This is a genomic window from Methylobacterium sp. WSM2598 (assembly GCF_000379105.1).
Taxonomy (GTDB): domain Bacteria; phylum Pseudomonadota; class Alphaproteobacteria; order Rhizobiales; family Beijerinckiaceae; genus Methylobacterium.
The window spans coordinates 3179728-3200670 of the sequence record NZ_KB900609.1; the positions used below are offsets into that span (position 1 = coordinate 3179728).

19 protein-coding genes and 7 pseudogenes are annotated in these 20943 nt (G+C 65.9%); 5 read left to right on the plus strand and 21 right to left on the minus strand.

Translation table 11 applies throughout. From position 1 onward, the window contains the following. The first annotated feature begins 22 nt into the window (after nt 1-22). Nucleotides 23-508 (plus strand): hypothetical protein, encoded by a 486-nt coding sequence (locus MET2598_RS0115025; protein ID WP_018261379.1) that lies wholly within the window; start codon nt 23-25, stop codon nt 506-508. Then, the gene (locus MET2598_RS0115030; RefSeq protein ID WP_018261380.1) at nt 505-1116 is read left to right on the plus strand and encodes a hypothetical protein; all 612 of its coding nucleotides are present in this window, start codon (nt 505-507) and stop codon (nt 1114-1116) included. Before MET2598_RS0115025 ends, MET2598_RS0115030 begins: the two co-directional genes overlap by 4 nt. A gap of 793 nt (nt 1117-1909) precedes the next feature. Here MET2598_RS0115030 and MET2598_RS42160 read toward each other — a convergent pair. From MET2598_RS42160 to MET2598_RS42790, 14 genes and pseudogenes are all read right to left on the minus strand, one after another. Continuing rightward, nucleotides 1910-2083: a hypothetical protein gene (locus MET2598_RS42160; protein WP_018261383.1), complete on the minus strand. Its 174-nt coding sequence runs from the start codon at nt 2081-2083 to the stop codon at nt 1910-1912. Between the two features lie 34 nt (nt 2084-2117). Next, nucleotides 2118-2510 carry a hypothetical protein gene (locus MET2598_RS0115050; protein ID WP_026190731.1) on the minus strand — a complete coding sequence of 131 codons (393 nt, stop codon included), beginning with the start codon at nt 2508-2510 and terminating at the stop codon, nt 2118-2120. Between the two features lie 113 nt (nt 2511-2623). After that, nucleotides 2624-2866: a hypothetical protein gene (locus MET2598_RS0115055; RefSeq protein ID WP_012333858.1), complete on the minus strand. Its 243-nt coding sequence runs from the start codon at nt 2864-2866 to the stop codon at nt 2624-2626. A 13-nt stretch (nt 2867-2879) separates the two neighbouring features. After that, nucleotides 2880-3245, minus strand: a complete 366-nt coding sequence (locus MET2598_RS0115060) for a hypothetical protein (RefSeq protein ID WP_018261386.1) — start codon at nt 3243-3245, stop codon at nt 2880-2882. A gap of 41 nt (nt 3246-3286) precedes the next feature. Then, entirely contained in the window at nt 3287-3553 is a 267-nt protein-coding gene (locus MET2598_RS40470; RefSeq protein ID WP_018261387.1) for a hypothetical protein, read from the minus strand. 115 nt (nt 3554-3668) lie between these two features. Then, nucleotides 3669-4340, minus strand: a pseudogene (locus tag MET2598_RS36510) (transposase); the annotation flags it as partial. Between the two features lie 173 nt (nt 4341-4513). After that, nucleotides 4514-5452: a homocysteine S-methyltransferase family protein gene (locus tag MET2598_RS0115075; protein WP_026190732.1), complete on the minus strand. Its 939-nt coding sequence runs from the start codon at nt 5450-5452 to the stop codon at nt 4514-4516. Nucleotides 5453-5461: 9 nt separating this feature from the next. Continuing rightward, nucleotides 5462-5649: pseudogene (locus MET2598_RS0115080) on the minus strand (IS481 family transposase); the annotation flags it as partial. Nucleotides 5650-6215: 566 nt separating this feature from the next. After that, entirely contained in the window at nt 6216-7253 is a 1038-nt protein-coding gene (locus MET2598_RS0115085; protein ID WP_018261390.1) for an IS110 family transposase, read from the minus strand. Nucleotides 7254-7624: 371 nt separating this feature from the next. Further along, nucleotides 7625-8560, minus strand: a complete 936-nt coding sequence (mddA, locus tag MET2598_RS0115090; protein ID WP_236728720.1) for a methanethiol S-methyltransferase — start codon at nt 8558-8560, stop codon at nt 7625-7627. Between the two features lie 10 nt (nt 8561-8570). Further along, complete coding sequence (locus tag MET2598_RS0115095; RefSeq protein WP_018261392.1) at nt 8571-9818, minus strand: SfnB family sulfur acquisition oxidoreductase; 1248 nt, start codon at nt 9816-9818, stop codon at nt 8571-8573. Between the two features lie 315 nt (nt 9819-10133). Further along, nucleotides 10134-11095, minus strand: a protein-coding gene (locus MET2598_RS39175; RefSeq protein WP_085984597.1) for an IS630 family transposase whose coding sequence is annotated in 2 segments (ribosomal slippage) — nt 10134-10756 and nt 10756-11095 — 963 coding nt in all. Because the reading frame shifts where the segments join, the coding sequence is not laid out codon by codon here. A 65-nt stretch (nt 11096-11160) separates the two neighbouring features. Beyond that, nucleotides 11161-11346, minus strand: a pseudogene (locus MET2598_RS39180) (transposase); the annotation flags it as partial. Then, nucleotides 11298-11672, minus strand: coding sequence for an ATP-binding cassette domain-containing protein (locus MET2598_RS42790; RefSeq protein ID WP_084673845.1), 375 nt, complete (start codon nt 11670-11672; stop codon nt 11298-11300). The pseudogene MET2598_RS39180 and the gene MET2598_RS42790, both read right to left, overlap by 49 nt. Nucleotides 11673-12296: 624 nt before the next feature. Between MET2598_RS42790 and trxA the strand changes: the two genes are divergently transcribed. Then, a complete protein-coding gene (gene trxA, locus MET2598_RS0115110) occupies nt 12297-12620 on the plus strand; it encodes a thioredoxin (protein WP_018261395.1) in 324 nt (107 codons plus the stop codon). Nucleotides 12621-12788: 168 nt separating this feature from the next. Here the strand turns inward: trxA and sfnG are convergent, their stop codons facing one another. The 4 genes and pseudogenes from sfnG to MET2598_RS38135 form a co-directional block, all read right to left on the minus strand. Beyond that, complete coding sequence (gene sfnG / locus MET2598_RS0115115; protein ID WP_018261396.1) at nt 12789-13922, minus strand: dimethylsulfone monooxygenase SfnG; 1134 nt, start codon at nt 13920-13922, stop codon at nt 12789-12791. Further along, nucleotides 13897-14590 (minus strand): annotated as a pseudogene (locus tag MET2598_RS36515) (NAD(P)H-dependent oxidoreductase). Before MET2598_RS36515 ends, sfnG begins: the two are co-directional and overlap by 26 nt. 452 nt (nt 14591-15042) lie before the next feature. Next, nucleotides 15043-15793: pseudogene (locus MET2598_RS39190) on the minus strand (IS66 family transposase); the annotation flags it as partial. A gap of 159 nt (nt 15794-15952) precedes the next feature. Continuing rightward, complete coding sequence (locus MET2598_RS38135) at nt 15953-16222, minus strand: hypothetical protein (protein WP_157182159.1); 270 nt, start codon at nt 16220-16222, stop codon at nt 15953-15955. A 139-nt stretch (nt 16223-16361) separates the two neighbouring features. Here MET2598_RS38135 and MET2598_RS41095 point away from each other — a divergent pair, with 139 nt between their 5' ends. Beyond that, on the plus strand, nt 16362-16694 hold the full coding sequence (locus MET2598_RS41095; RefSeq protein ID WP_157182160.1) for a hypothetical protein: 333 nt from the start codon (nt 16362-16364) through the stop codon (nt 16692-16694). A 99-nt stretch (nt 16695-16793) separates the two neighbouring features. Here MET2598_RS41095 and MET2598_RS0115135 read toward each other — a convergent pair. Beyond that, nucleotides 16794-17021: pseudogene (locus MET2598_RS0115135) on the minus strand (IS256 family transposase); the annotation flags it as partial. A gap of 265 nt (nt 17022-17286) precedes the next feature. Here MET2598_RS0115135 and MET2598_RS0115140 point away from each other — a divergent pair. Beyond that, nucleotides 17287-18504, plus strand: a complete 1218-nt coding sequence (locus MET2598_RS0115140; protein WP_018261399.1) for an IS110 family transposase — start codon at nt 17287-17289, stop codon at nt 18502-18504. Between the two features lie 95 nt (nt 18505-18599). Here MET2598_RS0115140 and MET2598_RS0115145 read toward each other — a convergent pair. Continuing rightward, nucleotides 18600-19655: pseudogene (locus MET2598_RS0115145) on the minus strand (IS256 family transposase); the annotation flags it as partial. Nucleotides 19656-20222: 567 nt separating this feature from the next. Further along, complete coding sequence (locus tag MET2598_RS0115150; protein ID WP_018261401.1) at nt 20223-20480, minus strand: hypothetical protein; 258 nt, start codon at nt 20478-20480, stop codon at nt 20223-20225. Nucleotides 20481-20943: the final 463 nt, after the last annotated feature.

Genomic DNA, 20943 nt, shown 5'->3' on the forward strand with positions numbered 1-20943 from the left:
CCCTCCTAAGAGGTCTCCTCCCATGACCCGCCTGCCCCTGCTCGCGGCGCTGTTCGCGCTCGCCCTCACCGCCCCGGCCCTGGCGGCCGACACGACCGTCAGCTTCGACGTGTCCAGCTGGATCAAGGCCGGCAGCGACATCGCGACCGCCTTCCTGGTCCCGATCCTGACCGGCGTCCTGGCCAAGGCCATCGCGCAGTACGCGCCGGTCCTGGGCCTGATCTTCACCCAGGCGCGGATCGAGACGATGGTTCGGAACGGGATCGCCTACGGGACCAACGCCGTCGCGGGCGCCGCCCCAAGCAAGCCCCTGACGGTCGACCTCGGCTCCCAGGTCATCGCATCCGGCGTCCGCTACCTCCAGGCCCACGCGCCCGCGGCGATCATCAGGGCGGCGGGCGGGCCCGACGCCCTCGTGCCTCTCCTGTTCCGCGCCCTGCCCTTCGACGCCTCGGCCAGCGAGGCGGCGGTGCTCGACGCCGTGAAGCGGCAGCTCTCGGCGGCATGATCGAGATGCCCTGGCAGATCCCCCCGGCAGCTCCGCTCCCCGGCGGGATCGCCGCGCGCCCGTCCCGTCGCGAGACGGAGCGGGCGGTGATCCGGGCGCTGTCCCAGCTCGACCCGTCGCTCGCCCGCTGGGCGCGCGCGGAACGGCGCCGGGCGGCGCTGCTCCGGTTCCTGGTCGGGATCTGGGGGCATTTCCGGCTCCGGGCGACGGAGTGGTTCGCCGCGGCCCTGCTGCTTCAGCTCGGCTGGACGTTCGGGACGCCGCCCGACATCTTCCCGGGCCAGCCGGCTTGGGCGCTCCTCGCCCGCCTCGCCCCCGAGGGAACCTGGGGGGCTCTCATGCTGGCGGTCGCCGGCCTGCGGATCGCAGCCCTGACGGTGAACGGGACCTACCGAGGGTTCCGGTTCTCGCCCCACATCCGCGCGCTGACAGCGTTCCTCGCCTGCGGTCTCTGGCTTCAGGTCACGCTCTCGGCGTGGAGTTCCCCGGTCCCCGGCGCCGCCTGCGGGATCTACAGGCTGATCCTGCTCATGGAGCTGTGGAACGTCTGGAGTTCCGGACTCGACGTTGGCTATGCCGAGCGGAGACGCGCACTCGATGCCGCCTGAAGTCCAGACTGCCATCGCGGCGCTGCCGCCCTGGCTCCAGGGGATCGCCAGCGCCGTGATGTTCGTCGTCGTGATCGCCATCTGGCTCTCCGCTTACCGGCGCGGGGGCAAGGAGGCGGACGTCCCCCCCACCCGATCGACCCGGCCGAGCTGCTGGCCGCGGCGCCCGTCAAGGCGCTGGTCGAGGCGCTGGTCGCGATTGCCGAGAGCACCAAGACCCAGGCGGAAGCCGTCGAAGCGCTGCTGGCCCTGATCCGGGCCGACTACGAGGATCGCAAGCTCGAGCGTCGATTTCGGGAGATGCAGGGCCGCAATGGCGGGGGCCAGCCGTCCGGCGGCTGGGGCGCCCCTTAAGGGGCGCCCACAGGCCCTTCTCCGGCTCATCCGCGGCCGCCCTGGGCCAAATCTGGGCCGTCCAAGGGCATCCTGGCGAACGGGAAAGGGGCGCCCCGTAAGGGGGCGCCCCGTGCGACATCTGGCCTTCGAGGCCCCTGGCCCCCTGCCCTGACCGGCAGGGGGCTTTTCGGGCGTTTCAGGGCTGCGCCCGGAGGTGACTCAGGGACAGCTCGCGCTGGTCGTCGTCCACGACCCAGGCGGTGTCGTACAGGCAGTGTGGCATCTTCTTCTCCCTTGCGATCCTTGCCGGCAGTGCCATGATGCGGCTCGTTCTCCCCCGCCAGCGCGGGGATCGCCCTCCGGGGCGCGGATTGAAACGGCGGCTGCGCTCGCAGCGGAGACGGGATCGGCCCTGGCGCAAGCCGGGGCCTTTCTCCTGGGCGGAACCGCCTCCGCCTCACCCGATTGCGTGGAAGCAACCGGCGTGCTGCCACAGCTCCACGAGATGGCAGCCGCCCTCCTGCTTGTGCCGGCGGATCGCACCGTCAACCTGATCAGGGGTCAAAGCGGCGTCGATCACCTGCCACTTCTTGCCGTGCTCATCGGCGTAGAAGGCTTGCGCGAGCCACATCTCATCCTCCGTCCCACTGTCCGGGCCGCTGCGATCAGTCGTCCGTAAAGTACGAGTCTTTCACCGCGAACCCGCGCCGCCGCGAAGGCGGATCCACGGCGGCGCGGCCAAGGATCGCCGTCCGGTTCTCGGTGATCTGCGCCGAGATCTCCGCATCGTCGGGCTTCTCGTGCAGCATGGCCGCCAGGAGGGCGTTGCTGTTCTCCAGCGCCCCCCGCAGCCTGTTGCGCTCGGCCTCCGCAGCTTCGGCCCGCTCGCGCCACGCATTCGAGAGTTCCAGGGCACTCGTGACGCGGCGGTGATCTGCGGCGCGCTCGGCCTCGGCGCGCACGAGGCGGGTGCAGATCGTCAACAGTGCCTCGTGCTCGTCGCTCGGGATGCAATCGAGCCCATGACCGTCAACGATCTTCCAAAATGCTTCGCTCATCACTTCCTCTTGTCTGTTTTACTCGGCCACCAATCAGATCGTCCGGCTTGCCGTCCGTAATCTCGGGGCGGCCGAGGAACCTGTGCCGATCCGTCAAACGCTGGATTGGCGGCCTACTGGCAGCCCGGCGTTAGACCATGGGCCGGCAGCGACGCCTCCGGCCCGTTCGGCTCGGCCGCGCGCATCGCGAGGTACACGCGGGCGCAGATGCAGCCGATTGCGACATTGCCGGTCTTGTCCGCGTCCGCGATCGCGACCTGCGCGCGCTTGAATTCCTCGACGCCGGCCGCCAGCATCTCAAAGGTCAAGATCTCCGCCAGCGCCTGATCGCGCGCGTCGCGTTCCGCGTCGGTCATCGTCACGTCCCGCTCAGTCGGCACGCGGGGCGGCGTCGGCCTTGAGGATCTCGGCCAGGATCCAGGCCGCCTTCCACTCGGGCGTGGATATCAGCTCGATCAGGCCTCGCTCGTAGGTCAGCGGGTACTTCTGGCGGATGAAGGTGCGGGCGCGGTGGCGCAGCTCCTCGATCAGCTCGGGGGTGATCGGCGGTGGCTTGTCCCAATGGCTCGCCGGAGGGACAGGGGCGGCCTCGCGGTCGTCGCCGGTCGCGGCCGTCGCCTGCGCGGTGCCGGAGCACGGCGCGCTCGGCTTGGGCTGAGGCGGCATGCTGGTGAGCAAGATGCCGGTCGTGTCGCCTGTGCCGTCGCAGTCCGAGCAGGGTACGGTAAGGTTCACGCGAATCTCCTTGGGTAGCGCGGGGTCAGACGGGGCTGGCTTTAGCTTGGCAGTTGCCCGGGCGGAAGCCTGGGAGGGAATTTCGCCGCCTCGCGGGCAGCCTGCCGGCGGGCCAGCATCGCCTCCTCAGCAACGGCCGCCCGCGCCTTGGCGAGCAGCTCCTCCGGGTCGGCGGCGAACACGACGATGGCGGACGGCGCGAACGCCCTGCCGGCCACCGCCGGGATCTCCTTCCCCAGCCGGGCGATCCACTGGCGCTCCGGCGGGAAGTCCTCGTCCATGCCGGCGCAGGTGCGGATCGTCGTCATCTCACAGCTCCTCCACGCTCGCGCGGCGGCGGATCGGCCGCCCATCGACTTCCAGGCAGCGATTCCCTCGGCTCGGTGCTCGCGGCAGAACCAGCGCCGAGGCTCGTGGAGCTGGTCGGGGCCGGGCGGGCCGTAGCCGAATGGCGCTGGCGGGCGGGCTGCCGTCCCGTTCGCGCGCGAAGTGCCGCGCCCACACCCGGCGCAGCACGGCGACGGCGGGCAAGGTGGTGGCGAGTGGTGGGGTGCCCGCGCCCTCCAGCGCATTGAGCAGTTGGTAGCCGTCCGCCCCGACCTGGAGCGCGTAGGCCTCGCGCTTGGGGCCGCTCGGCGGCAGGCGCGCATCCTCGATCCGGCGATCGTAGCGCTCGTGCCACTCGGGCGGGGCGACACGGCGCAGCCAGTCGGGGGCGAGGGTCGCGACGGCATCGAGGGCCGCCCGCAGCGTCTCGGCCAGCAACTCGACGCGGTTGAGATCGCGCACCGCCGCGAGCACGTGGGTGCTATCGGTGCGTTGGCGCCCGCGCGCCTTGAGCCCGCCGTGGTCGCTCGCGGCCTCGAGGATGCGGGCCAGCAGCCGTCCAGTGGCCTCGTGCTGCAGCAGCCGGCCGCGGAACTCGCACAGGACGCTGGGATCGAAGCCGGGATCGGCGAGGTCGAGGGCCAGCAGGTATTTCCAGTCAATCCAGGCTCGCACCGCCTCAGCGGCCTGGAGGTCGCTCAGGCCTTCGCGGAACTGCAGGAGGGTGACGAGGGCCAGGCGCCAGGGTGCGTAGGCGGGCTGGCCGCGGGTGGAGCCGCAGGTCGGCCCCGTAGGCGAAGGCGTGCGCGGCGAACCAGGCCCGGACCTCGTCGTAGATCTTGCCCTGGTTGGCTTCGAGTGTCAGCAGGTAGTCGGCCCCGCGCGCCAGGATGTAGTCGGCGACCTCACATCGGCAGGAGAGCGCGTCCAGGCTGACCTGGTCACAGGCAGGCTTCGCAGATCGCCTCAATGTGCCGGTGGTCCGTCCCGCAGCAACCACCAAGCACATTCAGGTTGGGCAATCGGCTACGCAGGGTCGCGTAGCGGTAGCCGAGATCCTGCGGGTCGCCGCTGTCGAGATCGGACGCTCCATCAAGTTCGGCGTGGCTTTTCGTGGAGGCATTCGCCCGTACTCCGCGAATGCGCGCGAGCCAGCTGGCATCCCGGGTCAGAGCGGGTTCGATGTGCAGCGGATGCGTGCAGCCGATCATGTAGTAGGCCGGGTAGGCGCCCGTAGCGGCATCCGTCTCCTCGATCGCCGAGCCGAGGGTTTGGCCTGAAGGCAGACGCCCGTCCGTCTCCAGCGTGAAGGAGATCGCCACCGGCATCTTCGCGTCCCTGGCCGCGATCGCAATGCCAATGGCCTCATCGACGAAGGTGAGGGTGTCGGCACTCACCATATCGGCTTCGCTGTTCTGGAAGACCTCGATCTGCGGGCGGTGATAGGCAGCGGCATCATCGGCCGACATGGTAGCCTCGGCCGTGTACCCGTCCCCTCGTGGACCGATGACGCCGTTGAGCACGAACGGCAGGTCGGGCTGTGCGTGCTGACGCCGGAGTGCGTCGACAAAGCCGACGGCAGCCCGGTTCACCTCGGCCAAAGCGTCAGCGTTATAGCCGAGCTTAGCACCCCAGTCGGGATTGGCACGCCAGGTCGGCGTGTCTAAGATCAGGCCCGTCCGATTCTTCCTGGCCAACTCCAGGTAGGGCTCGACGCAACGCGTGAGCGCACATCGACCTTCTGTGCTATTGAGCAAGAGGAAGCGAGCACAGTCGGGAAGATCGATCTTTTCTCGGAATTTCAGTGTGGTTGCAACCCCGCCCTCGGTCAAGAATGGGCGGCCGGTGAGCTGAGGAAGTGAATTTCGGAATTGAGGCATGCGGCATCCGTAGGGCGTGAGGCCGCGCAGCGTCTTCAGCCGACGGCCATAGTTGTCGATATCCACGAACAGTTGCAGGGAATGGCGCAGATGATGGTGCGGTTCATGAGCTCAACTTGACCGTTACTCGATGGAAAGCGCGGCTTGGTCAGGCGGTGCTCGACCGTGTTCTGCTCGCAGGCCCAGTCGAAGGGATGCCAGCAGTCGAGGCGCGGCTCGGTGCGCTCGGCCCAAGAGGCTTCCGCTTTGACCGCGGCCTCCTCGTTGACCGGCGTGCTGTCGACGTCCTGGATGCCGTAGCCGACCGGGACGATGGCTCGACGGTTCTGGGGCGGCGCGCGGAGCCCTGCGGAGGGCAGCGCGCCGCCCTGGGCGGTCATGGCCGATCAGCAGGTCGCTAGTGCACAGACGCCGACAACGCACCACATGCTTGCTCGCCAACTAATTGCAATTGCGAGCTAAATTCCGCCGATCTTTGTACGTTTCGTTGGCGTTAGTGCACTTCTGTAACGGGCCTTGGTGTCAATCCCTTCTGGGCGTCATCTCTTCGCCGGAGGCTTGCTTCTGTCCGCAGTCAGCGCGGGGCTGCTGCTTGATGATGCCTGCTGAGGATCGGTTGGCCTATCTAGGGTCGCGCAGTCACCTCGTCGGCGCTGCTGTGCACTGAACGGCCTGACCGGATCCATCGTCCCGGCGAAGGGACTCGGCCTCGGGGAGCTGATGGTGATGAGCCCGCCCGAAGAGTGTCTCGTCTCCTCCTGGTCTAAGCGGCGGCCAGAGGCGCGGCTTTGTAAGTGACGAAAGTGGTCTGGTCGCGCAGCATCCGGTGCAGCACGACTGCGAGCTTGCGTGCGAGGGCGACCTTGGCCTTGCGCGGACCCGCGCGCTTGGCGACGCTCAAGGCCCAGGTCTTCAGGTCAGATCCCTTCACCGGCCGCGTCAGGATGACATCGGCGGCCTCATAGAGGGCGGTGCGCACCCCAGCGTCGCCGATCTTCGAGATCCGCCCAGTGTAGTCCATCTCGCCGGATTGGTACTTCTTAGGCGTCAGGCCAAAGTGGGGTCCGACCGCTCGTGATGAGCGGAACCGCTCCGGCTCGTCCACCGCCGCCACGAAGGTCAGCGCCACCACGACGCCCACGCCGGGTGTGGTCATCAAGCGATGCGCCCTCTCGTCCTGGCGCGCCATGGCCCGCACCCGACGCTCAATGCCGCGCAGCTCTTCAACGAGCACCTCTCGCGCCTTCAGCAGCGCGCTAGCGATCACCTCCAGAGCGGGATGGCCGTCGACCAGCGTCCGTATCCGGGCCGGATAGGTCTTCGGCGTGGTGGCGCCGACCTTCAGCCCGAAGCCCCGCAGGATCCCGCGCAGGCTCATCTCCATGTCGTGCAGCTTGCCCTGCAACAGCTTGCGCGCCGTCAACACCGCACGGACCTCCTGCGCCGGGACAGACTTGCAATGCACCGGGCGGAACCAACCCAGCCGCATCAGCTGAGCGATGCCGCGGGCGTCCTTCTTGTCGGTCTTCACCGGCATGGTCTTGAAGGCTGCGCGCACGTGGCGGGTCTCCAGCAGCTCCACTGCCAAGCCGGCCTTAGTCATGGACGCGTAGAGCCACTGCGACAGCGGCCCGGCTTCCAATCCGATCCGCTCCATTGCCACCTGATGCTCGGCGAACCAGCTGATCAGGGCGTCGGGCTCACTCAGCACTTTCGCCTCGCGAACAATCTTCCCCTCAGCATCGACGACACAGACGTAAGAGGCTTCCAGAGATACGTTGATCCCGGCATACTGCTTCATGGTCGTTCCTCGATGATGCTTGGCGCAGGCCCAAATCTGACGCCGTTGACTTCGACCACCATCATTCTGAGGGACGACCACCCGACCTCAAGCGGTCAGGTGTTCAGCGCTCCCGTTACATCATCTAGGGTGACGGCGTTCGAAGCCTCACCCTGGAGATCGCCCGACCATGACCACCCGCCAGCTTACGCCCAGCCCCGGTATTCTCCCCCACACTTCCCCATGCTCTCCCGGATCGATGTCGAGAATGACCTCCTGCCATTCGGGATCGGCAAACAACGGGACGGTACGCTCCTTGCGCTTGGGGCCGCAGCCCATACCCAGGCTTTTGGGTCGAGAGACGATCTCGGATTTCCCTGACGGTTAATCGTTCACCTCACACGAAAGGGAAACAGCATCGCGACCTGGCGTTTGTACTGCCTGTACCGATTGCCGTGTTCGGCGATCAGATCTTTCTCCTCAAGGGCGATACCGACCATAATATAGGCCGTGGTCACCAGGGCAAACAGCAGCCGGCCCGCGGTCACCTGGGGCGTTGCCCAGAACGCGATGATGAAGCCCAGGTAGATCGGATGCCGGACAACGTTGTATAGGCCGGCGGTTTTGAACGTATTATCCTGAGCGTCCCGGCCGATAAAGTTCATGTAAACCTGACGCAGTCCAAACAGCTCGAAATGGCTAATCAGGAACGTGCTGACCAGGGCCAAGCCCCAGCCGAACAGGGACAGCCCGATCAGGGCCGCATCAAAAGGCGAGGTCTGAACACTAAAGATCACCGTGGGGAGCGGCCGCCACTGCCAGAACAGCAGCAGCAGAGCGGAACTGGCGCACAAAACATAGGTGCTTCGCTCAACGGGGGCTGGGATCACCTTGAGCCACCAGCGCTTGAAGAACGGGCGCGCCATGAGGCTGTGCTGGACCGCAAACAGGCTCAGCAGCAGCATATTAATCAGAAGCGATGGTCCGAGCGAGCCCGCCTCGCCGCTGTCGATCGTTTTGGACACAACGGCGTTTTCGACAAAGCCGATTGCATACACAAACGCGATCAGAAATAGCACATACGCAAACAGTCCATAAAGCAGCGCACTGGTCCGGCCCATTGCAGCAACCTCCAGAAGGTCCGTTTCAACATCGGGTTCCCGCTCTGCCCAATCCCGTACCTCTCGGATCAGGCGGCCGGTACGGGAGCCCTGGCTCGGGCTCCCACTGATACCAAGAAGGCGCAACAGGCGTTCCTCGCACTGCCCTGCGGCGGAGCGGGCCTGCTCGGCAGAGCCCTGACAGGCGAAATGAGTTGCACGAAGCAAGGCATTTCGATCAGCTCCAGGCATGCAACGGCGGATTGACGCCATTGAGGTAGTAATTGCCGACGATCGCGTATTTCCAGCGGACAGGATCATGCAGTGTGTGAGTGCGAGCGTTCCGCCAATGCCTGTCGAGGTTGTGCTCGGCGAGGGTCGAGCGGGTGCCGGCGAGTTCGAAAAGCTTGTTTGGCGCCTGGATGGCGATCTCGGTGGTGAGGATTTTCGCTCTCATAACGGCAACCTGCGCCTCTGCAGCCGTCCGCTCATTTGGCTCGGCGACGGCGCGGTCCACCGCGTGCCCGGCCAGGTCCAAAAGGGCCTCGGCTGCACTGGCACGTACTGAAAGCTCACCAACTGCTTGGATCGTGTAAGGATCCTGGGAGGCACGATCAATCCCGCTATCGACCCAGGCACGAGACTTGGTCTTCACGAAATCGATTGTATCGGCGATGGCCGCCCGCGCGATACCGAGATCGATTGCTGCTTGCATGATCTGGAAGATCGCACTATCCGCGGTCGGCCGGTCATAGCCCTTGTAGCCCGGAACGAGGTGCGTTTTCGGCACCTTCACATTGTCGAGGATCACGGTGCCCGACAGCGTCGTGCGCTGACCGAAGCTCGACCAGTCATCAATGACGGTCAGACCTGGCGCCCCACGATCGGCAATTGCGTACCAGGCACGCCCCTGGTCATCGAGAGCCACGATCGGAACCCGATGCGCCAGCAGCGCGCCGGTCGCGTAGAACTTGCGGCCATTGACGACGACATGATCCCCGGCATCGGTGAATTTGGTTTCAAAGTCGACCGCCCGCCTGGAGCCGAACTCAGAGAATGCATTGCCAAAACGGGTGCCAGCGAGCACCTCTGCGAAGAGTTGCCGTTTCTGCTCCTCGTCTGAGACGGTGCGGATTGCTGCCACAACACCTAAATGATTCTGCGGGAGCTGGCCTAGCGAAGGATCGGCCTCCGAGATGATGGCAATAACGCGCGAGAGCGTTACGTAAGACACTTCCGGTCCGCCATAGGCCTTGGGCACATTGATCGACCAGAGGCCACTTTGGGAGAAGGCATCCAGCTCGTCCTTCGGCCAGATCCGCTCCCGATCCCGTTCGGATGCTCCCGGCCGGAACTGCGCCGCAAGATCGTGTGCAATGGCGATCGCCTCGGCATCATCCTTGATGATGTAGGCCTTACCCTCTGGGCGCTCGACCGGGGGTACCGGCTCACCGCTTCCGACAGGATGCTTCGGTTGAACGGTCATGCTGCTGTTTCCGTCATTGGGGCGGGAGCGGAGCGACCCTCTCCACCGAGTTAGAAATCGCACAAATTCGCGAAGCATGCAAAGGCTCTAGAAGTATATATGTATGTTTATATTGTTGACTGTACAATGTACCATATTATATCTCGCTACCCCGCAGATTGAAAAGTAACACATAAGACGATATAGGCGATCCTATAGTTGCTATTATAAACGCCCTTGCGCCGCGTGAATTTCGCTGATTCCCTGCTAGGATGGGCCGCAGCGAACTTGAGCGCCTGAGCAAACAGGATCTGATCGAGCTAGAGCAGTTCCCGGTCATGTAGCGCCAGCCAAGTCGGTCTCGTACCCGGCTGCGTCGAGATAGTTGCAGCATTCCTGCGGTGTGAAGTGGGTGAAGGCCTGCCGGATTGCTGCCCAGAGATCCGAGATCGTGCGGGCGGCCGCACTGCGCAACAGCGCCTTGAGCTTTGCGAAGACCTGCTCGATCGGGTTGAAATCGGGACTGTAGGACGGGAGGGAGAGCAGCCGCGCTCCCGCGGCCTCGATCGCCCCACGCACCCCGGCGACCTTGTGGGCGGGCAGGTTGTCCATGACGAGGATGTCACCGAGATGCAGCACCGGCGTCAGGGTCTCGGCGACGTAGCTGCGGAAGCGGGTGCCGTTCGTGGGGCCGTCCAACAGCGCGATGGCGCACAGCCCGCTCGTGCGCAGGGCCGCCGTGACGGTGGTAGTCTTGTCATGTCCCTGCGGGGCTGCGAGCCGGCAGCGCTCGCCACGGGGAGCCCAGCCGTAGCGCCGCGCCATGTTGGTAGCCGTGGCCGTCTCGTCCAGGAACACGAGCCGGTCCGGATCGAGCTCCAGCTGTGCCTCGAACCAAGCCTCGCGAGCGGCCCTTACGTCCGCACGCTCCTGCTCAGATGCGTAGGTCGCCCCCTTTTCCAGGTGATCCGGTGCCGCTGGAAGAAGCGCGACAGACCACTCGTGCTGGTCTGCACGCCCTGCTCAGCCAGTCGGTCGCGCAACTCGCGCAGGACGAGGCGCGGCTCCTGCTGGGAGGTCGCCAGGATCAGTTCGGCATGGGGCTCGATCCGCTGCGACGTGTGATCGCCGCCCATCGGCTTGGGGGCGAGTTGCCCCTCCTGGCGGAAGCGCTCCGACCAGCGGCTGGCGCTTGACACGCTGACCCCGAAGCGAGCCGCAGCGCGATGGCAGGAGGCCCCTGCCGCCACGGCAGCAACCACACGCTCGCGCAGGTCCACAGACAGGGGTATGGGCATCGGAAAGCTCCTTCACCCGTCAACGCGCCACCCGCAGATCCGTCGCTGGCGGCTCGGGACCCGCTCTTGGTCTCCCGTTCCAGGCGGCGGCTTGACGGGATGCGGTTGAGGTAGCCGTAGAGGTCGATCTTGAGCAACCTCGCCGGATCGTAGGCCGGACGGGCGGTCGCCTCGGGCACGGCTCTGGCAAAGCCGGGAGCTGTCAGGTCGAGTTCGTGGATGAACACTTCGACGAGGCGGACCGGGTCATCCTGATCTCCTCAGATCGGGACAACCTTAGCAGTTCAGGGCGGTTTAACACAGCCTCGGTCAGGCCCGAGCTGACGTTGTCCCGAACGGAAAGCCCGCCAAAAAACGCAAGGTTCTGGAACGTTTGGGCGACACCCAAATGGCCGAGACGATCCGACCGGATCCCGCCAAAGCTTCGCCCATTAAGCCGAACGGTCCCTGGATCGGGCTTGTACAAGCCGCTCACCACGTTCTTCAGGGATGACTTCCCGGCCCCGTTTGGGGCCAACCACCGAGCAGATCTCACCGCGACGCACGGACAGCGTGACTTCCGCGAGAGCCGCAACACCGCCGAACGACACGCCGATGTTCGAGAGCGGAGGGATCCCGCCGCTCTGTGCCATCACGGCAAGCCTTGCGGGACTGCGAGAGGGCTGCGGTCAAGAGATCCACTTCCCTTCGAAGGGTGGGCGCAGCTTCTCAGCAGCGGCCACTTCGAGCGAAACACCCGGCATTGTCATGTCCAATGCTCTGTGGAAGATGGCTGAGGGGCCGCCCTGATTACTCGGCTGCGATCAGCTCGGATTGGCGCTCAGAACCTGTCCGATAAGAGGTTTCTAAGAATACCTGCAAGGCCCGCCGCGCTCTTGGGCTCATAGGGCGCACGCCCAGCCGGGGCCCTTCATCAGGCGGACAAGCGACTTATCGGACGGGCTCTGAGCCCGCTGCCGCGGGCGTGGGTAATTACCTGCGGCCAATCCCTCAAGGGAATCAGGGAAACCCACGTCGCGCAAGGGGCGTGAGTAATACCGAATTCAAGATAGTACATAGAATATATCTTGGGATATTGGATTTCATATATTCTCGATTACGTTACTTATCCAGCTTGATCGGACTCTCGCAGCTTGCTAAGCGGCGCTCACGCGGGGGTGAAGCCGGGTCTACCGCGTCCCGGAGAAACGAGGGTTTTGCGATGGCAACCGTGAAGGTGACCGACGCGAGCTTCAGGCAGGATGTCCTCGAAGCGTCCGAGCCCGTCGTCGTCGATTTCTGGGCCGAGTGGTGCGGTCCCTGCCGGGCGATCGGGCCGGCGCTCGAGGAGATCGCGGGCGAGATGCAGGGCCGGGTGACGATCGCCAAGGTGAACGTGGACGAGAATCCCGGCATCGCCTCGGAGTACGGCATCCGCTCGATCCCGACCCTGATGATCTTCAAGGACGGCAAGCTCGCCAGCCAGAAGGTCGGGGCGGCGCCGAAGGGCGACCTGTCGCGCTGGATCCAGTCCGCGATCGCCTAACCGCGCTGCCGTAGTGCTCCGCCAGAGCCGGGCCGCAAGGCCCGGCTCCCCCTTTCCAAATACTCGAATGGTTCAAATTATTCGTAGTTCGATCAGCTCCTGTTTGCTCAGAGCCCGTCCGATAAGTCGCTTGTCCGTCTGATGAAGGGCCCCGGCTGGGCGTGCGCCCTATGAGCCCAAGAGCGCGGCGGGCCTTGCACGTATTCTTAGAAACCTCTTATCGGACAGGTTCTCAGCCTCGAGCTTGCGAACCAGCGGGATCACATATTTGCCGAAGTATTCGACTTCCTCGTGGAAGTGCAGGAAGCCCAGCAGGATGAGATCAGCGCCAGCGTTCCTCAGCGCGATGATGCGCTCGGCGATCTGCTCCGGCGTTCCAATAAGATTCGAGCGGAAGCCATCGTTGTACTGAACAAGATCTGCAAAAGAGGACTTGGCCCAGTTGCCCTCTCCTTCCGGTGAGGCCTTGCCGGCATTCTTCGCCTGATCGGCGAAGCCCTGCACGGCTTCTGGGTTGGCTTTGGCGATGATCTCGTCGAGGACAGCCTTAGCTTCATCTTCCGTCTCTCGGGCGATGGCAAATGCATTCACGCCGATCTTAACGGAGTGATTGTTCGCGGACGCCTTAGCGTGGATGTCGTCGACCTGCTTGCGGATCTCCTCAGGCGTGTTCCCGTTCGTGAAGTACCAATCCGCGACCCGGGCCGCCATATCCCGAGCAGCGCGTGACGATCCGCCCTGGAAGATCTCGGGCTGTGGATCGATAGGCTTGGGCTTCATGGAGTAGTCACGGAAGCGATAGAAGTCGCCTGCGAAGGTCAAGCTGCGTTCAGTCCAGATACCGCGAAGAGAGCGAATGAACTCCTCCGAGCGGCGGTAGCGCTCATCATGATCAAGCCAGGGCTCCCCGATCGCCTGGAACTCGCCACGGAACCAGCCGCTGACGATGTTGACGGCGATCCGGCCACTGCTGAGATGGTTGATGGTAGCAATCTGCTTGGCCGCGAGGACTGGGGTCCAAGGACCGGGCAGGATTGCTGCGATGACCTTCAGCGATGTCGTTGCTGCCAGGAGCGCGTGGCTGAACGCGACGGACTCGTGTTGGTTGTCAGCGCCGTAGCCTGCGGTGAAGCGGATCTGGGTCAAAGCATACTCAAACCCGCTCGCCTCAGCGATCTGTGCAAGCTTGCGGTTATAATCGATATCCCAGCTTGTACGCTGCTCGATGTTGCTGATGACAAGGCCCCCGGAGACATTGGGAACCCAGTAGGCGAACTTAATCGGGTCGGAAGGCGTGCTCATGTTGTTTCATCCCTGTCTCAGAACGGGTTACGCGAAAAATGTCGTCAAAAGAGTTGGCCCAGCGGTTTGCGGCTCGCCTTCCAACGACGTGACGGTCAGCCATCTCGGTTTCGGGTGGCGCGTCAGAGCGTTGCAGGTCGTCGGGTAGACCCGCGAGCTGTTGTGCAGCGGCGCCTGCACCCGCCAAGACGCCGGCGCCGGTTAGCTGTCCATCGGTGAAGCCGGCATCACTGGCGTAGACTGTGGTGGGAGCAGGTCAGGGCCTCGAAGAAACCGAAGAGCGGCCGCAGGGCGTGTTTCACCACCAGGGCATGGAGCGGGCCGCCTCCGGCGGCGGTGAGCAGCACCGGCTTGCCGACCAGGGCACGGGGATCAACCAGATCGAAGATATGCTTGAACAGCCCGGTGTAGGCGCCCTTGTACACCGGTGTGCCGACAATCAGCGCAGCGGCCCGCTCGGTGGCATCGATGATGCGAGCCGCCGGCAGGGTCGCATCCCGGCCCTGCAGCGCCGCACCAAGGCCAGGATCGGCATCGACGAGATCGTAGATGTCGAGGCGCACCTGTCTGCTGTTCGCTACCTCGATTGCCACTGTCTCGACGAGGCTCCGGGTCTTAGATGGGCGGCGGGGGCTGCCGGAAAAGGCAACGAGGCGAGGTAGGCGCATGGCACAAGTTCTCCTGCGGCCGTCGAAGCTCGTGGCGATGATGATCAGGCTCGGGAGAAGCGCGGCGGGAACGAAGCCCAGGGATCTCGTGCCAGTTCACAGCACGTGCTGAGGAGCGGGCGAAGCTAAATCACTTCGGCGGTCGCGATGACCTTGGAGCTGATCGTCCTCATGTGCTCGTCCTTCAATAAAGCCTGCGACACAGGTGCTCTACGATCGAAAAAATTAAGAATGCTCGACTGATCGCGACGATCGCATCCACGCGCCCTCCGGCGACACAGAGAATTGACGTAATATGGATGTCTGTCAACGGTAAATTTCTTTCTTTATAACCAGCTTGTCGACAAAAAACTTCTTCCGGATGGGCGGCCTGGGTAATTACTTAGGGGGGCGGGCCCGGCTTCGGAGCCGGCTGAGCTTGCCTGCGATGAGAGGGTCGGCGCGAGGGGCGATCAGGCGCCGATGGTCTTGAGGATGGTGGCGAAGGTGTCGGCGCCCGAGAGGCGGGCCGTGTCGACGACCGTGCGCACCATCCGCCTCACCCGCGGCCGCCCACATGGCCCGACAGCCGTTCGTCACCTTTCGCTGCACCACTGCCGGGCGCAGGGCGCGCTCACACCCGTTGTTGGTGACCGCCACGCGGCCGGGATGGCCGAGGAAGACCAGAAGCTGATCGCGGGCTCGGCTGATCTTAGCCTGCAGAGCGCGGGTCAGATCGCAACGGCTCGAGGCGGACAGGATGGCGGACAGCCGCCGCTCCAGCGCCCGGCGCTTGGCCGCGAGCGTCGAGGCGGCCAGGCCGGTGACGCGCTCGGCCAGGCTGAACACCGACCCCAGCCACAGCTGCAGGCGCAGCGGCACCTGATCCTCGCTCACCTCGACCGCATAAGTGACCTCGCGCGCCAGAGCCGCCAGGCAGGTTTGGTGACGCTCGCCGTGGCCCTGCTGGGCGGTGGAGCGGTCCGACAGCCACACCGCGGGCCGGTGCCCGTCCATCGTCGCGTGCACCACCGCGGCGGCTCGGGTCGGGGCAGCGTGATACACCACCGCCTCGTCCGAGCGGAAGACCCAATGGTAGGCGTTACCGCCCTCGATGCGGACGTCGGTCTCGTCCGAGGCGACCACCGCGGCCCGGCGCAACGCCGAGACGGCGGCTTCACGGCCTTCCACGAACCGGCCCTGCGCACGCCGCAGCAGGTTCATCTTCGAGGCTTCCAGGCCGAGGCGCTGCAGCGACGTGTCTTCGTCGAGCGCAAGTTGTCTGAGCCGCCTGTGGTCCTCTTGCGCCGGGAAAGTCTGTAGCGCGACGCGCAGCGGCTCGGTTTCGTCAGAGTCAGGAGGCCCCGCGCTCACCGCTGGGCCTCAGCGCGGGCCGTGGCCGGGGCGGCGCGCGTTCGGGAACACGAGGGGTCTCGCTGCGGCAGAGGGCTTGCCGCCCGGCCGCGCGGCGCGCAGGCGCTCGGGCACGCCGGTGAGCGCCGCGGTGCAGCGCACGCACCATTGCACGGGCGCGATCTCACCCTCGACCGGGTCCATGCAGACCACGCCGCACCAGGAGCGGGCGCCGGCGTGCGGGGCGAGGTGCACGGACGCGCCGTGGGGCGTCCGGAAGGGGCGGAAAGTAGCGGGCATGTTCCCCCGACGAGTCGCGGTGCGCGATGGTCCTCGCGGCCACGTTGCTCAAATTGTTCGCCTCGTATATTTATACGCTACGCATAAGGGGTCAACAGCGGAGATCGCAGGCGCTGAGCTGAGCGACGGAGGGCTAGACGTGACGTATAGCAGTGAGGTACGCGCCGAACCCATGGAGCATCATCCGTGGCAGAGGCGGGCAAGGGCGGCGGGGCTGAGCCAGCGCACCCTTTCTCGACTGCTCGGCTTTGCAGAGATCACGGTCTCGCGGCAGTTGCGCGGACATTGGGAGAGCGGCACGCCGGATCATGTTATCGCGGCTATCTTGGCGTGGGAGATAATGACGCCAGAGATGCGTGACCGATGGCTTGCTGCTGCCGATCGGGTGCGGATGGAAAAACTAGCGCTCGCCCCTTCTATCGAGAAGCCGAAGCGCCGGCGCAGGCCGCGGGCCGACAATGACTCGGACTAGACCTTGCGCATAAGTTTGACGCCGGATGCGAAAGCGCTTGTCATGCGTAACCCGCCGACATCGGCTCGAGCTATGCAGGAATTTGGGTGACGGAGGCGGTCAGGCGGCGCGGTGATCTGGGCTCGCGACGACCTCGGTCCCGTCCCGGAAAGTGACACCCGCCACCACCTTCGGCAACTGGTTCTCGCCCTTCAGCCGCCGCCAGGTCTTGGCGGCCGCCATCACCAGCTTGAACACCATCAGCTTGGCGGTCGTGGGCGAGAGCGCGCCCTTGGTCCGCACGGTGCGGTGTCGGACCGTGGCGAACACGCTCTCGATCGGGTTCGTAACCGGTATGACGATGGCGGTGCCGCGGTTCGGCTGAGCTCCTGGTGGGCTTGGCGTATGGTGCGACCATCCGGGACAGAGGCACCGGGAGCACGAAGGTGCGGGCAGGCCGATGTATTCGACGAGCTGCGAGCTCGCGTTAGTAGCTGGCCGCCTCTGCGACTCGCCCGGTTGCGCCGTGAGCGCGGATCCGTAGGTGTCGTGTCGCCCGCCGCTCCCCCTCGCAACCTGACCAGGAGGAGCGCGCATGCGACGCGTGATCGGAATGGACCTCCACCGCACCTTCGCCGAGGTGGTGGTGTGGGAGGACGGCCGGCTCAGGCATGCCGGCCGGGTCGACATGACCCGCAGCGGACTGGAGGGCTTTGCCCGCACCCTGCAGGCCAGCGATGAGGTGGTGATCGAGGCGACCGGCAACGCGATGGCCGTCTCGCACCTGCTGAGGCCGCACGTGGCACGCGTCGTGATCGCCAACCCGCTGCAGGTGAAGGCGATCGCTCATGCGCACGTGAAGGCCGATAAGATCGATGCGGGCGTGCTCGCCAACCTCTATGCGGCGGGCTACCTGCCGGAGGTCTGGACGCCGGACGCGGCGACCGAGCGGCTGCGCCGGCTCGTGGCGCGACGCAATCAGGTCGTCCGCCATCGCACGCGCCTCAAGAACGAGACCCACGCGATCCTGCACGCCCACCTCGTGCCGCCATGCCCGCACGCCGATCTGTTCAGTCGGGTCGGCCGGGCTTGGCTGGAACGGCAGGCCTTGCCCGACGACGAGCACGCGGCAGTACGGCGGCACCTGCGCGAGCTCGACACGTTGGGCGAGGACCTTGCCGTCCTCGACCGGGCGATCGGCGAGGCGACGGTCGGCAGTCCCGTGGTGCGCCGCCTGCTCACCGTCACCGGCATCAACGTGACGGTGGCCGCCGGGCTCGCCGCTGCGATCGGCGACGTGCGCCGCTTCTCCAGCCCGCAGAAGCTGGTGAGCTACTTCGGGCTCAATCCGCGCGTGCGTCAGTCCGGCCTCGGGCTCGCCCAGCACGGGCGCATCAGCAAGGCGGGTCGCAGCCAGGCCCGGGCGATGCTGGTCGAGGCCGCTTGGGCCGCCGCCAAAGCGCCGGGGCCGCTGCACGCGTTCTTCGTGCGGGTGCGCGCCCGGCGTGGTCACCAGATCGCGGCGGTGGCCACGGCGCGCAAGCTCGCCGTGCTCTGCTGGCACCTGCTGACCAAGGAGGCCGACTATCTCTGGGCCCGCCCCGCCCTCGTGGCCACCAAGGTCCGCGGGCTCGAACTGCAGGCGGGGCAACCGCAAAAGAAGGGCAACCAGCGCGGTCCGGCCTACGCCTACAACGTCAAGGCGTTGCGCGAACAGGAGATGGAGATCGCCCGGCGGGCCGAGACGGCTTACGAGCGGGTCGTGGCACACTGGACGCCGCGTCCACCGAAGGCGGTGCACGGACGCCTCAAACCGGCAAGGCTCGAATGACGGCGGCCCGGCGGAGCTTGCAGCCGAGGCTCCGCGCTTCGCCACGAGGTCGTCCGCGCAACGAGAAAACTACCATGGAAGGCGCAGCGGGTCTTTTCCATCTCATCCGTGGTCCGAAGATGATCCCAGTGCTCGGCGGGCATGTCGTAGAACGCCAGCAGGGTGTCGCGGTCCTTCGTCAGGCACTCGCTCGCGCGGGCGTACTTGGTCCCGTACTTCTCAACGAAGACATCCATCGCCACCTCGGCCGCCGCTCGGGTGGACGCTCCGGAGATCTCGCGCAGGTCCGCCTTCATCGCCAGCTGGAGCGACTTCGGCACTTTGTTGAGGACGTTGGCGGTCTTGTGCTGCCAGCAGCGCTGATGGCGCGTGCCCGGGAACACCTCGTCGAGCGCCTTCCAGAAGCCCAGCGCCCCGTCGCCGACCGCGATCTTCGGCTCGATCGAGAGCCCGCGCCGCTTCACGTCCACCAGCAACTCCCGCCAGCTCTGGGCGCTCTCGCGCACCCCGACCTGGAAGCCGACCAGTTCCTTCTTGCCCTCCGGCGTGGCGCCGATCAGAACCAGCATGCACTCGGCCTGATCCTCCATCCGGGCCTGCAGGTAGACGCCGTCGGCCCAGACGTAGACGGAGTGACGGGCGGAGAGATCGCGGGCCTGCCAGCGAGCGTACTCGTCCGCCCAGCTCGCCGTCAGCCGAGAGATGACGGCCGGCGACAGGTTCGGGGCGTCCTTGCCCAGGAGGGCGGCGAGCGCTTCCTGGAAGTCGCCGGTGGAGATCCCGCGCAGGTACAGGACCGGCAGCAGGGCATCCAGGCTGCGGGTGCGCCGCGCCCACTTCGGCAGGATCGTCGAGGAGAACCGGATCTGCTCCGCGGGGCTGCTCGCGCCGCGATCCCGGATGCGCACCCGCGCGACCGGCACTGGGCCGATGCCGGTCTGGATCTCGCGTTCCGGACCGTGCCCGTGGCGCACGAGGCGGGCGCGTCCGTCCGGCAGCCGCAGGTCCTGCATGGCGGTGAGGAAGGCCTCGGCCTCGAGCTCGACGGCCTGCGCAAGCAGGCGGCGGGCGCCGGCGCGCAGCACCTCGGTCAGGGAATCGTCGATCTCATCCGGCTGACGAAGCCGCACGATGTTGGTAGGGCTGTCCATGGCGTATCGCTCTCACTGAGAGGCTCTGGCAGGCTCGACACCCGCCTCGATACGCCGCCCTCACGCCCAGCGCGTCACCCAATCTCCCGCATAGCTCAGTTGCCGCACGGCTGCGGTTCTCGCCCCGCTCGCTCGATGGGCTACGAACGCCCGGCCGAAATTTCAAACTGACCCACTACCCGGGTGCGGCATGCCTTGACCGCCGCGGAGGTACGCGGGCTCGTCGGGACCTACGGGCTGCGCGACTTCAGCAACCAGCGCTACGGGTGATGGTCCGGCACCTGCAGGCGGACCGAGCGCCGCCCCAAGCTGCTCTAGATCAATGTCGCGCCGGCACGCCGCGCTACAGTCGCCATTCAGTCGGACCGGGGGAGGCCTTCGCCCCCCCCCCGTACTTGCCCTGGGCCGGTCCGCGCAAGCCGCCATGCCCGCGAGGTCCCATGGCGGGCTGATCCGTCGAGACCATGTGGCGGCCGGGCCGGAGCTCCTGGCACGCCCGGCCGCCCGTCGATGGCCGAGCGACATGGGAGAACCCACTGGCAGGCGAGGTAGGCCGGTCAGCCAATCTCAGGCCGGCCTCGCCAGCAGGATGGCCGTCCGAACGGCCATCCGCTTCTGCGCCTCGGGCGTGCCGGCCCGGGCCAGCACCTCGCGCGCGTATGGGTTCGCCAGGACCACCGCGGCGAGGTTGAGCGCCACGCCCCCCGCGATAAACCGCATGCCGGGCGAGGGGTCGTCCAGGCAGTCTCGGACGGCCGCGTCGAGCTGATCGTCGGTGACGTGCTTGAGCTTGTAGAGGTCGCCGATGGTGGGGGTGTCGGGCATAGCTCAACGTAACTACGAATTAATCACTTTACGGCTCGTAGCTCCACACGGCTACCAGACCGGTCTGGCGGCGCCGTGTCTCCAGCCAAGCCGAACAGAAGATTTTCAACCTCCTCGAATGGCAGATTTAACTCTGCAGCAACACGGGCGCCCGATAGCATCCTCCGGATCGTGGGCGGGACGGCACAGCGAGGCCAAAGCGGCCGAGTTCAGGCAGGAGAGCCTGCGACCACCACTCGGATATGCTTGTAGCGCGAGAGGCTGGCGAGGCCGCGGGACCGTTCGAGGACGGCGGGGGAGGGCGAATCAGCGGGGCGCATGGTTCGAGGCTGAGGCATCCCCAGACGGTTCGCAAACCTTCTCCGGCCTGTGTCCAAACGCCTCCATCAACGCCTTCGTTGATGCCTGCATCGGGTGGCCGGTTTGGACACAGCCCCCATTGAAATCGAAGCAGGTTTTGCTT

What these genes read in the sequence shown, in the direction of transcription:
- MET2598_RS0115025 (WP_018261379.1), top strand. Translation starts at nt 23, where the DNA reads ATGACCCGCCTGCCCCTGCTCGCGGCGCTGTTCGCGCTCGCCCTCACC.
- MET2598_RS0115030 (WP_018261380.1), top strand. Translation starts at nt 505, where the DNA reads ATGATCGAGATGCCCTGGCAGATCCCCCCGGCAGCTCCGCTCCCCGGC.
- MET2598_RS42160 (WP_018261383.1), bottom strand. Translation starts at nt 2,083, where the DNA reads ATGTGGCTCGCGCAAGCCTTCTACGCCGATGAGCACGGCAAGAAGTGG.
- MET2598_RS0115050 (WP_026190731.1), bottom strand. Translation starts at nt 2,510, where the DNA reads ATGAGCGAAGCATTTTGGAAGATCGTTGACGGTCATGGGCTCGATTGC.
- MET2598_RS0115055 (WP_012333858.1), bottom strand. Translation starts at nt 2,866, where the DNA reads ATGACCGACGCGGAACGCGACGCGCGCGATCAGGCGCTGGCGGAGATC.
- MET2598_RS40470 (WP_018261387.1), bottom strand. Translation starts at nt 3,553, where the DNA reads ATGACGACGATCCGCACCTGCGCCGGCATGGACGAGGACTTCCCGCCG.
- MET2598_RS0115075 (WP_026190732.1), bottom strand. Translation starts at nt 5,452, where the DNA reads ATGCCTCAATTCCGAAATTCACTTCCTCAGCTCACCGGCCGCCCATTC.
- MET2598_RS0115085 (WP_018261390.1), bottom strand. Translation starts at nt 7,253, where the DNA reads ATGAAGCAGTATGCCGGGATCAACGTATCTCTGGAAGCCTCTTACGTC.
- MET2598_RS0115095 (WP_018261392.1), bottom strand. Translation starts at nt 9,818, where the DNA reads ATGACCGTTCAACCGAAGCATCCTGTCGGAAGCGGTGAGCCGGTACCC.
- trxA (WP_018261395.1), top strand. Translation starts at nt 12,297, where the DNA reads ATGGCAACCGTGAAGGTGACCGACGCGAGCTTCAGGCAGGATGTCCTC.
- sfnG (WP_018261396.1), bottom strand. Translation starts at nt 13,922, where the DNA reads ATGAGCACGCCTTCCGACCCGATTAAGTTCGCCTACTGGGTTCCCAAT.
- MET2598_RS38135 (WP_157182159.1), bottom strand. Translation starts at nt 16,222, where the DNA reads ATGCCCGCTACTTTCCGCCCCTTCCGGACGCCCCACGGCGCGTCCGTG.
- MET2598_RS0115140 (WP_018261399.1), top strand. Translation starts at nt 17,287, where the DNA reads ATGGACCTCCACCGCACCTTCGCCGAGGTGGTGGTGTGGGAGGACGGC.
- MET2598_RS0115150 (WP_018261401.1), bottom strand. Translation starts at nt 20,480, where the DNA reads ATGCCCGACACCCCCACCATCGGCGACCTCTACAAGCTCAAGCACGTC.